We start from the raw sequence: 14,392 nt of genomic DNA, 5'->3' as shown, positions 1-14,392 counted from the left end.
ACAAAAAAAATAGACCAGCGATAAGCTGGCCCATAAAAAAATAAAATTGTTTAAGCTGTACCAACATGTCCTTGAACTTGGATTGTGTTAGAGCTTGGGATTCCAGTTGGAACTGGTAGTGCAAATACAAGTAGAAATTAGTCGCTACAAATTGCAAATCCGTCTTTTCGATCATTTCTTTCCCACATGTTGTACCGAGCTAGTATTTCAGGTTCGGCATATGCTCTAAAACGCTCAAACAAACCAACGCAATTAGCAATAAGAAGTGCATGTTTAAGAGTAACAGCTTTTTCAAAAGCATCTATTAAACATTTGAAACCATATGAATATCTACCTTTATTCAGGTTATACTTGGCTAACTTGTACCAGAACCTTACGTATTCTTCTGGTAAAACCTGTTGTGTATACATGTCAGAAGACAACGGTTCCTGATAAGCTGCAATTTGGGATTCAAAACGCTGAAGGATATGGTCTACATCTACATTGTACCGATTAGCAACTTCAAGAACGTTTAGTAGCTCGGCAAAAATCTCATTTTCGGCAGCCATATGTTCTACGTAATCGGGGAGAACACTAATATCCCCGGACATAAGCCTGTTGACGTAAGTATTAATTTTCGCCCATTGCTGATATTGTTTCTTCCAATAAAGTGAATCAGGGTCCTTCTCCTTTACCCAACTTAGATCGGCATAACCTCGGATATGTTCTAATGCCTGTTTATGATCTCCTTTTGCATCGCAAGCATTAGCACACAGCAATTCGGAGTAAACTATGTATACAAACAGTGGCCTGCTTAGCTTTTTTCGTGGCTCTGTTCCTTTTCGCTTAGAGTTATGAACCAAATTATATTGGATCTTTCCCATTTGACCCATTTGATTTGCAAATTCATACACCTTGTCCCACATACTTAATGATCTGTACACGTTCGCCAAATCTTTTAATGCATCTAATTGCTCTATCTCGTCTAAACGATCCACAAAAGGGGCAAATTCAATGGCAGCTTGAAGATTTATAGCTCTATCTTGTCCAATATTGATTTGGAACAAACGATACTGGCAGATCGCCAATCGCTCTGAATGCTGCTGCTTCTCACTTTCAGCCACTTTTTTGTAAAGGTAAGCCGCTGCTTCATTGTAACCGTCTTTGTATACATTTTCGGCAACTTCAAAGAGCGATGGCGGATAATTAGGGTTATCCAATAACAGAGTTACAACTCGCTGCAAGCAGTCCAGTCGTCCTAGCTCAATACATCGGTATAAGAAAGGGCTAATTTTTTTCCAGTTGAGCGGAGATTCTTCAATACATTCTTCAATATAACGTTCGTAGAAATAATCCGGTGGTAAATTCATTCCCGCAGTAATGCTATCCAGTTGGTGAACAGAAATAGATCGGTTACCGGTCACAATGCTACTAACTGTACCTACATTCAAATCAATCGTGTGACCAAACTTGGTCATCGTTAAGCCTTTTCGTTTCAAATAGGTTTGAATTTCTGCCTGTATCGTAGGTGTGATTTCCATGGATAAACCACCCTTTCAGCATTTTCATAAAATTTCAATTTCAATAAACAATATAGTTTGGAAACTAATAGTATAATTATTGATTTTCCTTCATGATAATACCATCTTTTGGAACAAACATAAATGCTTTTACTTTATTGATTTTTATATTTTTATTAGGAGATCATTGGATGTTGGACAATGGAAGGAGAAGATCACTTGAAAAATACAGGTATGACACGTCCATTGGATACGTTAGGTCGAATTGTTATTCCTAAAGAGATGCGAACCTCTATGGGTATTCAAGCTGGTGAGTCCTTAGAATTTTATTTAGATTGTGAAACAGGTTTATTGAGTATGCGGAAGTATATTGGAGTCTGCTGTCACTTATGCTATTCGATTCAGGATTTAAGCTATTTCAGGGATTCATTTTTATGTAAAAAATGCATAAACGATCTGAAGGGAAATATAGGTGTGAGTCCATTACCTGTTCCTGTCGTAAAGAAATCTGCGTACAAAGAAAAAAGTAACCATCGGTCGTCTTCATAACAATTAGTTGAAAATCTAAGAAAACTCTTGCGCGAGCATCCAACAGCCAAGCAAGGCGAATATGCTGAATGGCTCGGCGTATCCCAAGGCCGTATTTCCCAGCTTAAAAAGCTGTTATAGGTATCGCTCAACTCTTATTCTAGCAAAGCTAAATAACCAGTCGCTGGTAGATTTCAAGGCGACTGGTTATTTAAACTTCCAAGCCTATATTTGCTGTAAATTATGGAATTAAACCTATCAAAGTGGTATATTGACTCAAAGCTAAAAACTAATGTTGAAGTAGGTGTATAAATGAAATCACATGTTTTAATTTATGATGGTTATGTGAGTTTTGAAATTATGTTAGCAACCTATTTTATGAAAACCAAAGGGGACATTGTTACGATTGGTGTAACCAAAGACCCAGTGATTTCCTATGAGGATTTTAAAGTTACGCCTTCGGTAGCCCTTGATGAAGTGTCTGCGGAGGATATTCAACTCCTAATTATACCTGGTGGAGATAACACTCCATTAAAGACGAACAAGCAACTTTTAGCTTTAATCAATACACTGAATAATGATAATAAAGTGATAGCGACCATTTGTTCTGCCACTGAACTTCTGGAGATAGCAGGTGTCTCCTATAAAAATCCTGTGAATCATCCAACGGGTCTGGAGATATACAAGAATATCATTACGGCTAAACCAAATAAGTATGTGGACTTTGCAATTGAAATAGGCAAGGTGATGGACATTTATACGGATGATGAAGATTTAAAAGAAACCATTGATTTTTTTAAGCTCTTTAAAGATAGTTGACTCTTCTGCTCCCCCCACAACAATCACTTTATGTATGGTGATATTTAGGATACTATAGTGAGGGAATTAGCATACATAAGAGGGGTAATTAAAATGAATGACAAATTAAAGGGGCTATTAGTGGGCTTAACCATTGGTATGATGATTACTGGTGCAACCGCAATGGCTGCATCTGGAACAAGCGTAAATGCTGTTGTGAAAAAGTTTGATGTATTTTTAGAGGGTACAAAAAAGAACACTGCCGATGGCTTGATTTACAACGGAAACACGTATATCTCTGTTAAGGATATTGGGATTGCAGAAAGCAGACAAATCAGCCTCATTAATAATAAACTGTATTTAGGTAAACAGCAAAAGATGATTACAGAAAATCAAGCACTCAATATTCTTTCTGATAAAATAAAAAAGGATGCTGTTAAATATAATTTAAACTTAATGGTTGAAGGTTTGGAAGGAACTAAATATTGTATAAGAGTTTACGAAGATTTCCCTGATCACATTGCAACTTATGGATTCTATTATGTAGATAAATACACCAGTAAAGTAACTAAATATGACATAGCACAAGATAAGGAATTAGAAATTTAAGGATGGGTTTCCACCATCCTTTTTTTATTGTCAAACGATCTACTCCTCGACTTATTCAAGAGCAGATATACCACGGTATCCCCGACTAACGCTTCAATTGAGCTTCACTCGAAGCTCCGGACTTACGATCGAATGTAATCGGGCCTTTACGGTTCACAAGCCGTTTCAGATCCACGGTCATTTCATTCTTCAATTTATCAATGAGCTGGTCTTCTTGGATGCCTTTGCTTTTAGCAACCTCGGCCAATGACTTCCCTTGTCCCAGTTCTTTCTCTAATTGGACAGGAGTGATGCCCAGCAGCTTGGCTACTTTCTCGTTGAGATGGTGATTCAAGCCGCCAGGCCGTTTGCCGTGTCTATGTCTGTGAACATGCCCATGCCCGTGGTCGTCCTGTGGTTCAGCATTCCATTGGCGGGCTGCCCCTTGGATAAAGTCGTTGGGAGTGATCGGTTCCGTCCCGGAAGCTCCAGCTGCACCCGCAGTGCCATACATCATCACTCCTCCATACAGAATAGCAGCGGTCAATTTCCATTGTTTTTTCATGTTGCAGACCCTTCTTTCATCCTTTTTAAAATAATATTTTCTTTTCCCGCTATTTTTATTCATATTTTCGCCTGTTAAGTAACCATAAGACGGGAAAAAGAAATTATGAACATTGCTATCACAATTACACCCAACCTTCGATCTACACGCGCTCCTTGGGAACCCTATCCTGTAGAGTGAGCAAGAATGAATAACTATACTTTCTACAATATAACTTGAAATTTTTCAAGTTATATATTAAGGAAAATATGATAAAATCAAACTGTAAACGTTTACAATTTGATTTTTGGAAAGACATGTTGCATCAAGCTACTACAGAATGCACTGCATCATAGTGAGGCTACAGGAGGAAAGTCCAATGAAACAAAAAAATAAGGTTATTTTTATGGACATCCAAACGCACGAGCAAAACCATATCGGTCAGCGAGCACTTCAAAAAGAAGACATGGACAAGATGTATGAAGCTTCACTTACTGTAGAGGGATACTAAAGCAGTCGGAGTGCCAATGTAACTAGTAATACAATTACGATTGGCGGCAATAATGGCACCAGAAACCAAGAGATCGAGCTCGTTGTAACAGCCGATGACGGGACATGGGATGCTTATATTGACTATTTGGAGATCGACTAAAATTTCAATTCTAGTAAAGAGTTGAATCGGTTCGGAGTATCGGAACATCCATACTATATTAAAATAGCTAGGAGGTAGCCCATGTTTATAGCTAAAGCAGGAAAATGGACGGCGATTATGTCAATCACCTTGTCTTTATTCACAGGCTCGCTGGTGATCTCGAGCAACCAGGCGCTTGCGGCTGATTGCTCGAGCGGTTATGTAGCGTTAACCTTCGACGATGGTCCCAATCCCTCTAACACCAAAGCGCTGCTTAGTGCTCTGAAGCAAAACGGTTTACGCGCGACGCTCTTTAATCTTGGACAAAACGCGCAGAATAATCCTTCGCTTGTACGTGACCAGCAAGCAGCAGGCATGTGGATCGGTAACCATTCATGGTCACATCCGCATATGACACAACTGAGCACATCGCAGATGTCATCGGAAATTACACGCACGCAGCAAACGATACAGTCCATTACTGGCACGGCACCAAAGTTGTTCCGTCCTCCGTATGGCGAGACCAACGCAACCCTCAAATCCATTGAGACCCAAAACGGTCTTACCGAAGTATTGTGGAACGTTGACTCCCAAGACTGGAACGGCGCCTCCACCGCACAGATCGTAGCTGCTGCGGGCAAACTTAAAAACGGCGATGTGATCCTGATGCATGATCAGTACCAGACTACACTCCAAGCTATTCCACAAATTGCACAGAACCTCAAAAACCGTAACCTTTGCTCTGGTATGATCTCACCAAGCAATGGCCGGGCGGTAGCGCCTGATGGCGGAAACGGCGAAACGCCGCCAAACAAAGGCACAAAAGTGGAAGCAGAAAATATGACCAAAGGCGGTCAGTATACTTCAAATATCAGCTCGCCGTTCAACGGAGTGGCTTTATACTCCAACAATGATTCAGTGAAATTCACACAGAATTTTACCAGCGGCACCCATAGTTTTTCACTCCGTGGTGCTTCAAATAATTCCAACATGGCCAAAGTTGACTTGAAAATTGGTGGACAAACGAAGGGTACCTTCTACTACGGCGGGAGCAGTCCTGCGGTCTATACTTTAAACAATGTCAGCCATGGAACCGGAAATCAAGAGATTGAGCTTGTTGTAACAGCCGATGATGGGACATGGGATGCTTATATTGACTATTTAGAGATCATCTAATTTTAAAAAAACAAAATCCCGGCGGGATCTTCCCAGCCGGGATTTTTGTCGATATCCTTTTTACAACATTCTCAATGTAAAAATAACAAAATCTTGAAAATTGCAATCTGTTGTATAATGGCCGGTAACAACTAGAAATCGCTATAAAAATATTCATAAGAGATGCAGGTGATGGCGATGGAATGGTATTTTGCATACAAAGACGAATTGGAAAAAGTATTTCGTCAAGCGGAGGAACGGACGTCCACGTTTCCAGCTCCCTTTCAGCAAGAGGGTTTGGACTTTCTGGCGCGTTTTAATCCGTTGCGGGAAGACAGCACGCGTAATTACATATGCTATTTGCTTCCATTTTGGCTGCAAGAACTCACCGGACTCCCCCCCGAAACATGCCACAAGCTGTCACTTGGCAACGTGTTTATCATGGCTCACTATTTAATTCAGGATGATGTGATGGACACAGCAGCAGACAACCGTAAAATGCAACTCGCCTTAAGCCAGCTCTTCTATACCGAGTGTATAAGCGTATATCGGGACCTTTTTCCGGCAACCTCTCCTTTTTGGTCATATGCCCGAACGTATGTTGATGAATGGGCCGTTAGTGTGATATCCGAAGGAACAGAGGACTATTTTCAAGGAGAAAGAAATAAGGTCGCGCTGAAAGCAAGTCCATTAAAAATGGCCGGAACGGGTGCTTTACTGCTCGCAGGCCGTGCTGATCTGATCCAGACTATTACAAATATGACGGACTTGGCGCTACTCGTGCTTCAAATGTCGGATGATTGGGCGGATTGGTCAGAAGATTTGGTCGAACATAGCTATAACTGTCTTTTGTCCCATATCAGTGCCGAGCAGAAGACAGCTTACTGTGAAGGATTGGGACCCCAACAGATTCAGGAAGCGATTTATGTACGCGGTGTGCTCGCCAGCTATGTGAGCATTGCCGATCAAGCAGTCCAACAGTTAGAGACCCTGGAGCCTTCTATCCACGGCCTAAGTAGCTTTGCACATTCTATCGCAGCAGAACTGGGCGAAGTGGCGGCGGAAATTGAAGGCGGACGCTCGCATTTGAGAAGAGGCGGACTTGACTACTGGCTCTCCAAAAATATGAAATAATGCTAGATTTTTCTGAGTCTTTCGTGGTATACTGACTAGGTAAATATAACCAATTGAATGAGAGGGTGATTTTTGATGGCTACTGAAGTTCTTCAAACACAAGTCATTCAAAAAGCTTGGGAGGATGCCAGTTTCAGAGAGAAACTGATGACAGATCCCAAATCTGCAATTCGTGATGTGTTAGGAGTCGTGATCCCCGATCATATCCAAATCAAAACATTAGAGGAAACGCCTGATCAGTTTTTTCTGGTAATTCCTCCAGACCCCTCCGGCGTGCTCGCTGCATCCCAGAAACCTCGCTCGATGTGGTAAATTAGTTGTTCATGCTTATTTAATCTATATTCCTTAATCTCATGTGGGTGGGCTCAGCAAGCTTCCCTCCGTTTTCTCCGAATGCAAAAAAGCCGGATATTATCCGGCTACGGGGAAGCGGATGGTCGCTTCTGTTCCCACCCCTTTTGCACTTGTAAAAGTTATTTTGCCATTCATCGTTTCAATAATCCGAAAAGTCACCATCATCCCCAAACCCGTGCCTTTTGTCTTATTCGAGAAATAAGGCTCACCTAGTCTGGATAAAGTCTGAGCATCCATCCCTTCACCATTATCCCGAATATGAATGACAGCTTCTCCGTTGTCCACATAAGCCCATATATGAATATGACCCTGATCTCGCAGCGCTTCAATGCTGTTTTTGATGATATTGATGAACGCCTGCTTGAACTTGGAGGAATTCCCGCGTACTTTGATTTCCTGGGGAATATCCAGTGAAATTTTTCCACCTTGCAAATTAGCCATTGGACTGATGATTCCTTCAATATGTTTGAATTCGTTCAATATGGTCAACGTTTTGGTTTGGTCAAATTCTGGCTTGGCAAAAGTCAGAAAATCAGTAATAATCGCGGAAGCTCGATCCAGCTCCTCCAGAGCGATATGTAGATAGTCTTTATTTTTACCATCCTCCTGCTTGCTCATCAACTGAAGAAATCCACGTGTAACCTGAAGGGGATTACGTACCTCATGAGCTACAGATGCAGCCAGATCGCTAATAATCTCCATTTTCTCCGAGCGTTGAAGCTCATTATTGAACATCTCCAGTTCCCTGGAGTACCGAACCACCTGCTTGTGCTTTTCTGCCAGCCTTCTGCCCAATATCGCGATCAACGCCAGTACAAAACCGAACACGCCCCATTTCCACAAAAACATATTGTAGTGTCCGTCCAGAATGAAGAACCAGCTCAGTTCCCCGATAGAGATGACTGCAAAAAATGCAAAGCCTGTCGATAAAATGATCGCTTCGTGATCACCCTTAAGTGCCATGCGAACCGAAGCAAATACCAGCAGTATCAATAAGGCGACGAGTAATATACCCAAGATGACTACACTAAAAAAATAATATATATCGTTCAACCGCTCCTGTGCTCCTAAATTCACAATCATCATGGTAAAGCAGAACAAAGAGTATGCGGTTAACAACTTTCTGAATTTGCGAATCAGTATAATCGAATTGATATTTTGTTCAAAAAAGAAGGCTAATGAAGGCAGCAGAATAAATAGTGCCACATCAAAAAGTTGTAAGTACAGCTTGCCATAGCCGCGATAGAATGTATACAAGAATGGTGAATACGTTACGATCATCAGACCAATAGACAATACTATTGCACTTAGGGACAGCCACATGGCCATACTCGGACGGAACAGGAAAAATGAGCAGATCAGTAATACCAGGGCGATAAAGATAAACGTACTGCCCAGTACAATATCTAAAACATCCATTCTGACCAAGGTCCCCAACAAATCACGATAATCACCGGTCATCACATTGCCGATAATGCCCAGTCTATTCTTACTGCTTTCCGTCCATATGTATAATGTTTTACCGCTGTCTTCCGGCTTCAGCGGAATCAGAATACGATTATTCTCATAATTGTACCCACGGTAGGATTCGTAAAAATTGGTCCCATCTTTATACAGCGTAATATGCCTGCCATAAATATTTTCAAAAAGCACCGCTGGCGTTTCATCATTTAGCGAAGGTAACTTCATACGAATCCAAGCAGAGCCTATATTACCGGGCTGCCTAAGCAGTTGTGTATCATCTTCAATATGCATCCAGGCCTTGCTGGAATCCTTTACCTCATCTAAAGAGCCATCCTCGTTTACCGCTCCCCATCTCATATCCCAGGAGGGTATTTTATAATCCCTTTCCGGGGTCATTTTGGCCGCATAGGCGGAGTAGCCCAGCGACAACAACAACACAATGACCGCTAGCAGGGTGGCGACAGCTTTGGGCACATGCCTCATATTAAGCACCTCAAAGTTACATAGTAGGATTTACAAGTTTGTATACGTTTTAACATTTTTTACGTCCTGAAATTATATTATTCTATACGATGATGTGCATACCTTCTTCATTAGTAGGGTATCATGTTCTTTTTACTCATTTTTTGTAAAATCTTCATATTGATTAATGATCATTTCCTGTTCGCGCCGCTCCTTCTGCTCTCTAAGCCCCAACCATGGTTCACAATCTTCATCCTCATAGATCGTCCAAATATCGGAAAATAAATAATCGCGTATTTCTACTATTTTTCCGGCCTGTCCGCCATCTGTCCAGTATAAGCCTTCCGGGCGCCGAATGAGGGTACGGGAAAATCCCGGGGTAGATGCCTTTTGACCTACTCGGATACGACTAATCATCGGACCAAACATGTACCATTCCAATTCATATCCCTCCCTATCCTCTTTATCATATCACAGCAGTTACCAAAAAAACGCTAATTGAGAATGGGCATATCCCTATTCGCATGATTTTAACTTCCTACAGACACACTAACTCAAGGTTTAGCCGTTCTACTGTTTGGGTAAGGTCGGAATAAGCAACAAAAAGCAAAGGAGCTGAGCAACATGGCCAATCGTGATGATCGAGTTAATGAGCTACATGACAATGATTTTGAGCCTTCTCTGCAAAATGCAGAAACCAACTGGGAGAATCTAACCGAGGGCCCAGATACTCCTCTCGAAGACGTCCCAGATGCCGATGAACTGACACCGAACAGTCCTGTTGACCCTTCTGCTCCTGCCGAATTCCTGCATGGTACCGATTTGCTGAATGGTACCGATGGGGACGAAGAAGAGCAACTGGACAGCGACGATATGCTGGATTAAACACTTCATTTTATCGGGTGAAAGAAAACGGTTACCCATTCTGCTATGCGGGTAATGAAGTGTATAACCGAAAGGAGTTGACTGATCTCCTATGTATAAAGATCCGATGTCTCAAGCCGATATGGAGTATAAGCGCTACAAAGCCTTGAATCCCGTGGAAGAGGATGACCGCAGGTCTGCGGACAAGACAACTACAGATGAAATCTCGGCCGAAGATAACCCACGAGGAGTCGCATCTGCGAAGCCCGAACCCAGGGATCAAGATAAATGAAAGGACAGATAAAGAATGCAAAAAGGGTGCTACCCAAGCCACACAAATGATACACATGGCTTGAGTGCACCCTTTTGAACTTCACATGTTTACAATGGCAGCAATGCTACTGTCGATTTGGCTTCCAATCCATCTATCATTTCGTTCCAGACAGCAGGCTTGTTCGGCAATACTGTATAGTAACGACGTAGGAAAGCTGCCACCAATTTGGCGCTCACTTCTTCCATGCTATCATCCTAAGGCATAAAGCCTAAATTCAGCCCTTCTACTGCTACACCATCGTTATTCCAGGACGGATGTACGTAGTACAGATCCAAACGCTTATAGCCCAGATGAGATAGCACCTCACGTCGCACGTACGGGTCCATTGGCTTGACACCACCAAAGGGATGCTCGTTGCCACGGTAAGGGTCATAGATTTCAGCAAACATCCCCTGCAACTGCTGTCCGCTGGCCTGAGCAAGCGCGTGCAAGTCATTCTGGCGTCGTGTCCAAAGAAAACGGCCAATGCCCAGTCCCGATTGTCCGATGATCGTAAAATCTGTCATAGCTACATTAAAGTCCTCATAATAACGATACTCTGTTGCACCAACTACCTTATCATCCTGTACCGCAACAAAGACACGAATACCCGGGTCTTCCAGCGGTTCCTTCCACAGACTGTACTCTAGCACTTCCTCTGGTGGAAATACTCTCTGCATTAGCTGATGCATGCTCGCAAACAAGGGGTCTTCAATATGAGTAATGCGATGATATTCCATAGGATAGGACACGCTCCTCTACAATTAGTGATGGGTATGAAACGGATTTCGCCATTCCATGAGGGCAGCATAATTACGCGATTGTTCATCATCCAAATAATTCGGCAGGATACAAACGGGCACCCGTCCGCAACGAAGCAGAAAAGTTAATACCGGGTCCTTCAGCTCACCAGACACTACGGCATCCACATACGCTTCTGCGCTCAATTGGTCGGCATGATGCTGATAACCAGGCATACGCCCCGCGCCCAGCAAACGATCCAGTCTCCGTTCAATCACAAGATGATATAAGGAAAAAATCAGCCATTTGCCCAGACCCAATCTGCGGTAAGCAGGACGTACCGCCAAATCAATCACATACAGCGCCTTGCCGTCCTCACAGTGCGTACGAATATAACCGTCATCCGCTACTTCATCCCATGTATGCTGGGGATGTTCGGGGTTATAATGCATCAGTAGGCTGGTTACCGAACCCGCCAGTTCCCCCTCAATTTCCACACACAGCGCTCCATCTGCAAAATGCTCTGTCTGGCTGGCAATCTGCTCCCGGCTCCATAACAGCTCCTGCGGATAAGGTGGGGGGAAGCTCTCCTGCTGAATACGCAGCAACCCCTCATAATCGGCTGTAGAATAATTACGAATCACCGCCCGTAGCGGTCGATCGCCGTCAAAGATGAACCATTCTTTGCGATACATGGCTTATTTCCTTTCATTAGCTCCAGTCTGTGTATAAATCTGTTCTACGGTCACGCCAGGTTGTAACCGAGCCCCGCTCGCGCACATCGTACAACAGCTGCAAATCGAGATCTGCTGTCACAATCATATCGTTGTTCAGTTCACCCTCCACCATAATGCCGCGTGGCGGAAAAGGAATGTCATTGGGTGTAATGACTGCGGCTTGTCCATAATTGGCACGCATAAAATCAACCGTAGACAAAGCGCCGACAGTCCCCGTTAAAACGACATACACCTGATTTTCAACCGCTCTGGCGTGGCTTGTATACCGTACCCGGTAAAATCCGTGACGATCGTCCGTACAGGAAGGACAGAAAATAATATCTGCTCCCTTGGTCTTCGCCATGCGAACGATTTCAGGAAATTCAATATCATAGCAGGTCAGCATCGCTATGGTGCCCTTGGACGTCTCAAACACATTCAGCCCCTCACCGGGAGCCATATTCCATTCATGCACCTCTGTCGGTGTAATGTGAATTTTGTCCTGAGTGGCCACACGCCCGTCCGGGTAAAACAAATGTGCCGTATTATATAAACGTTCGTTTCTCCTAACTACATGAGTGCCACCGATAATATGCATCCCGGTTCGACGTGCGAACGAAGTGAATAATTCAAGGTACCGGTCCGTAAAATCCGGCAGGTCGTTGATCGTCAGAGCTTTGCCTTCACTGTCACCAATCGACATAAGCTGGGTCGTAAAAAACTCGGGAAACAGAACAAATTCCGCGCCAAATTCCTCCGCTGTTTTGATATAATGCTCCGATTGCAGGGCAAATTGCTCGAATGAGTCAATCGTATGCAGGTGATATTGAACCGCCGATACTCTGATTTTGCTCATAATTCCTCCTCGGACATCACGTCTTTTAGATTGCAAGGGGGTCCCGTTGCTGTTCACATTATAACCGATTCAAAACGGTGCGAAAACTTGAACCTGATAATCAGGGCTTGCCTTCTGCACCTACTTTGTTTAAAATAAGGTCAAATCTTTTGAATACCATGAACAAAGACATCGACGGAGACAAGTAGACGTTTAACGGATTCCCACAGAAAGGTACGAATTGCTGAGAGCGTACCGCAATCCCGCGTTGAAATTCACTCCCGAGTCGAGCCTTGAACCGACAGAAGGATTCATTCCTTTGTCCGCAGTAGAGGTTTCCGGAAGCCCCCGTTACGGGCATCAAGATCAGAAGTTACTGCCGTCGACTGAACGACGTTGACGATTCGTATGTATACTTCTGTAATTAGGGTGGTACCACGGCATTCGTCCCTTGCGGCGAATGCCTTTTTGTGTTATTTTCTGCAAAAAAAAGTCCATGGGCTAACAGAAAAAACAAATTTAAATTCGGGAAGGGTGTACTGTATGTCTACAAATGAAAATTCTTTGGAGCTGTTGCGGGAACAGCTCGATGCTACAAATTTGCAATTGCTGGAGTTGCTGTCCCAACGCGCTGAACTGGCGGGACAACTTGGAAAATTGAAGGAAGCTCAAGGGGTACCTGACTTTGATCCGGTACGCGAGCAACAAATGCTGGACAAGCTGATCGCGGCTAACCGTGGACCATTTGACGATGCTACGATTCGCCAGCTGTTCAAAAATATTTTCAAGGCTTCTTTGAACTATCAAAAAGAAGAACACAAAAAACATCTGATCGTCAGCCGCAAAAATCAACCGGATAGTACAGTTATTAAGGTTAAAGATACGCTGGTGGGCGGCAAAGCCTCCATTATGGTCGCAGGTCCCTGCTCGGTGGAAAGCTACCAGCAAACTCGTGAAGTAGGTGCGGCTCTCAAGGAAGCCGGTGTGCCGATTCTACGTGGTGGTGCGTTCAAACCACGTACATCCCCGTATGATTTCCAAGGACTGGGCGTGGAAGGACTGCAAATTCTCAAACGTGTAGGCGACGAGTTCGGGCTGGCTACAATCAGTGAAATCGTCGATCCAAGACATTTGGAGGAAGCGATCCAATACATCGATATTATCCAAATTGGTGCGCGCAACATGCACAACTTTGAATTGCTCAAAGCTGCGGGTGAAACCAGAACTCCGGTTCTGCTCAAGCGCGGACTGGCTGCCACAATGGAAGAGTTCCTTCATGCTGCTGAATACATCGTTTCCCGTGGTAACACGCAAGTCATGCTGATTGAACGCGGTATTCGTACGTACGAAAAATGGACGCGTAACACGCTGGATATTTCCGCTGTTCCGATTTTGAAAAAGGAAAGCCATCTGCCTGTATTGGTAGACGTGACTCACTCTACAGGACGTAAGGACATCCTGGCCCCTTGCGCCAAAGCTGCCCTAGCTGCTGGAGCTGACGGTATCATGGTGGAAGTTCACCCGAACCCGGCAGTCGCTTTGTCTGATGCTCAGCAACAGCTGAACATTCCTGAGTTCCACAACTTCCTGTCTGAAGTCAAAGAATCCGGTTTATTCAAAGCGTAAAACTAATTTTATGCCGGCATTCATAAACCGCTTTCATTTCCTCAGATAATGATGTAAAATTGGATCAGGATTGTGACTGATCATGCAGGCAAAACCTAAATGTATATATGCTCGACTTTTGTTGAGACATATATATGTTT

At 43.5% G+C, this 14,392-nt stretch carries 14 protein-coding genes, 2 pseudogenes and 1 other annotated feature; of the genes and pseudogenes, 9 read left to right on the top strand and 7 right to left on the bottom strand.

The window, feature by feature from the left end; genetic code table 11:
• Positions 1–137: 137 nt before the first annotated feature.
• Positions 138–1,520, bottom strand: coding sequence for a helix-turn-helix domain-containing protein (locus ACWGXJ_RS05895; protein ID WP_452566384.1), 1,383 nt, complete (start codon positions 1,518–1,520; stop codon positions 138–140).
• Positions 1,521–1,718: 198 nt separating this feature from the next.
• Between ACWGXJ_RS05895 and ACWGXJ_RS05890 the strand changes: the two are divergent.
• The 3 genes and pseudogenes from ACWGXJ_RS05890 (at position 1,719) to ACWGXJ_RS05880 (ending at position 3,434) form a co-directional block, all read left to right on the top strand.
• Positions 1,719–2,168: pseudogene (locus ACWGXJ_RS05890) on the top strand (AbrB/MazE/SpoVT family DNA-binding domain-containing protein).
• Between the two features lie 171 nt (positions 2,169–2,339).
• Positions 2,340–2,846, top strand: a complete 507-nt coding sequence (locus tag ACWGXJ_RS05885) for a DJ-1/PfpI family protein (RefSeq protein WP_061831206.1) — start codon at positions 2,340–2,342, stop codon at positions 2,844–2,846.
• A 93-nt stretch (positions 2,847–2,939) separates the two neighbouring features.
• Positions 2,940–3,434: a hypothetical protein gene (locus ACWGXJ_RS05880; protein ID WP_250259171.1), complete on the top strand. Its 495-nt coding sequence runs from the start codon at positions 2,940–2,942 to the stop codon at positions 3,432–3,434.
• A gap of 85 nt (positions 3,435–3,519) precedes the next feature.
• On the opposite strand, the gene ACWGXJ_RS05875 is transcribed toward ACWGXJ_RS05880, so the two are convergent.
• Complete coding sequence (locus ACWGXJ_RS05875; protein WP_250259173.1) at positions 3,520–3,978, bottom strand: hypothetical protein; 459 nt, start codon at positions 3,976–3,978, stop codon at positions 3,520–3,522.
• A gap of 358 nt (positions 3,979–4,336) precedes the next feature.
• On the opposite strand from ACWGXJ_RS05875, the gene ACWGXJ_RS05870 reads away from it, so the two are divergent.
• From ACWGXJ_RS05870 to ACWGXJ_RS05855, 4 genes are all read left to right on the top strand, one after another.
• Positions 4,337–4,468 carry a hypothetical protein gene (locus ACWGXJ_RS05870; RefSeq protein ID WP_323873378.1) on the top strand — a complete coding sequence of 44 codons (132 nt, stop codon included), beginning with the start codon at positions 4,337–4,339 and terminating at the stop codon, positions 4,466–4,468.
• 222 nt (positions 4,469–4,690) lie between these two features.
• Positions 4,691–5,764 (top strand): polysaccharide deacetylase family protein, encoded by a 1,074-nt coding sequence (locus ACWGXJ_RS05865; protein ID WP_336077277.1) that lies wholly within the window; start codon positions 4,691–4,693, stop codon positions 5,762–5,764.
• Between the two features lie 177 nt (positions 5,765–5,941).
• Positions 5,942–6,877: a hypothetical protein gene (locus ACWGXJ_RS05860; protein WP_322173509.1), complete on the top strand. Its 936-nt coding sequence runs from the start codon at positions 5,942–5,944 to the stop codon at positions 6,875–6,877.
• A gap of 75 nt (positions 6,878–6,952) precedes the next feature.
• The gene (locus tag ACWGXJ_RS05855) at positions 6,953–7,189 is read left to right on the top strand and encodes an NHLP leader peptide family RiPP precursor (protein WP_013309068.1); all 237 of its coding nucleotides are present in this window, start codon (positions 6,953–6,955) and stop codon (positions 7,187–7,189) included.
• A 99-nt stretch (positions 7,190–7,288) separates the two neighbouring features.
• Here the strand turns inward: ACWGXJ_RS05855 and ACWGXJ_RS05850 are convergent, their stop codons facing one another.
• Together ACWGXJ_RS05850 and ACWGXJ_RS05845 are read right to left on the bottom strand one after the other, a co-directional pair.
• Positions 7,289–9,178, bottom strand: coding sequence for a sensor histidine kinase (locus tag ACWGXJ_RS05850; protein ID WP_250267613.1), 1,890 nt, complete (start codon positions 9,176–9,178; stop codon positions 7,289–7,291).
• A 132-nt stretch (positions 9,179–9,310) separates the two neighbouring features.
• Positions 9,311–9,598 (bottom strand): hypothetical protein, encoded by a 288-nt coding sequence (locus ACWGXJ_RS05845; protein WP_023987328.1) that lies wholly within the window; start codon positions 9,596–9,598, stop codon positions 9,311–9,313.
• 183 nt (positions 9,599–9,781) lie between these two features.
• Between ACWGXJ_RS05845 and ACWGXJ_RS05840 the strand changes: the two genes are divergently transcribed.
• Entirely contained in the window at positions 9,782–10,042 is a 261-nt protein-coding gene (locus tag ACWGXJ_RS05840) for a hypothetical protein (RefSeq protein ID WP_061831212.1), read from the top strand.
• A 360-nt stretch (positions 10,043–10,402) separates the two neighbouring features.
• On the opposite strand, the pseudogene ACWGXJ_RS05835 reads toward ACWGXJ_RS05840, so the two are convergent.
• The 3 genes and pseudogenes from ACWGXJ_RS05835 to ACWGXJ_RS05825 all read right to left on the bottom strand — a co-directional run bounded on the left by ACWGXJ_RS05835 (position 10,403) and on the right by ACWGXJ_RS05825 (position 12,647).
• Positions 10,403–11,074, bottom strand: a pseudogene (locus tag ACWGXJ_RS05835) (GNAT family N-acetyltransferase).
• A gap of 24 nt (positions 11,075–11,098) precedes the next feature.
• Complete coding sequence (locus tag ACWGXJ_RS05830) at positions 11,099–11,770, bottom strand: GNAT family N-acetyltransferase (RefSeq protein ID WP_061831215.1); 672 nt, start codon at positions 11,768–11,770, stop codon at positions 11,099–11,101.
• A 16-nt stretch (positions 11,771–11,786) separates the two neighbouring features.
• Positions 11,787–12,647, bottom strand: a complete 861-nt coding sequence (locus tag ACWGXJ_RS05825) for a carbon-nitrogen hydrolase family protein (RefSeq protein WP_061831216.1) — start codon at positions 12,645–12,647, stop codon at positions 11,787–11,789.
• A gap of 162 nt (positions 12,648–12,809) precedes the next feature.
• Positions 12,810–13,081: a binding site (T-box leader), on the top strand.
• A gap of 88 nt (positions 13,082–13,169) precedes the next feature.
• Between ACWGXJ_RS05825 and ACWGXJ_RS05820 the strand changes: the two genes are divergently transcribed.
• On the top strand, positions 13,170–14,252 hold the full coding sequence (locus ACWGXJ_RS05820; RefSeq protein ID WP_013309063.1) for a bifunctional 3-deoxy-7-phosphoheptulonate synthase/chorismate mutase: 1,083 nt from the start codon (positions 13,170–13,172) through the stop codon (positions 14,250–14,252).
• Positions 14,253–14,392: the final 140 nt, after the last annotated feature.

This window comes from Paenibacillus sp. S33, assembly GCF_053615415.1.
This window is presented reverse-complemented; position numbering and strand designations above follow the sequence as displayed.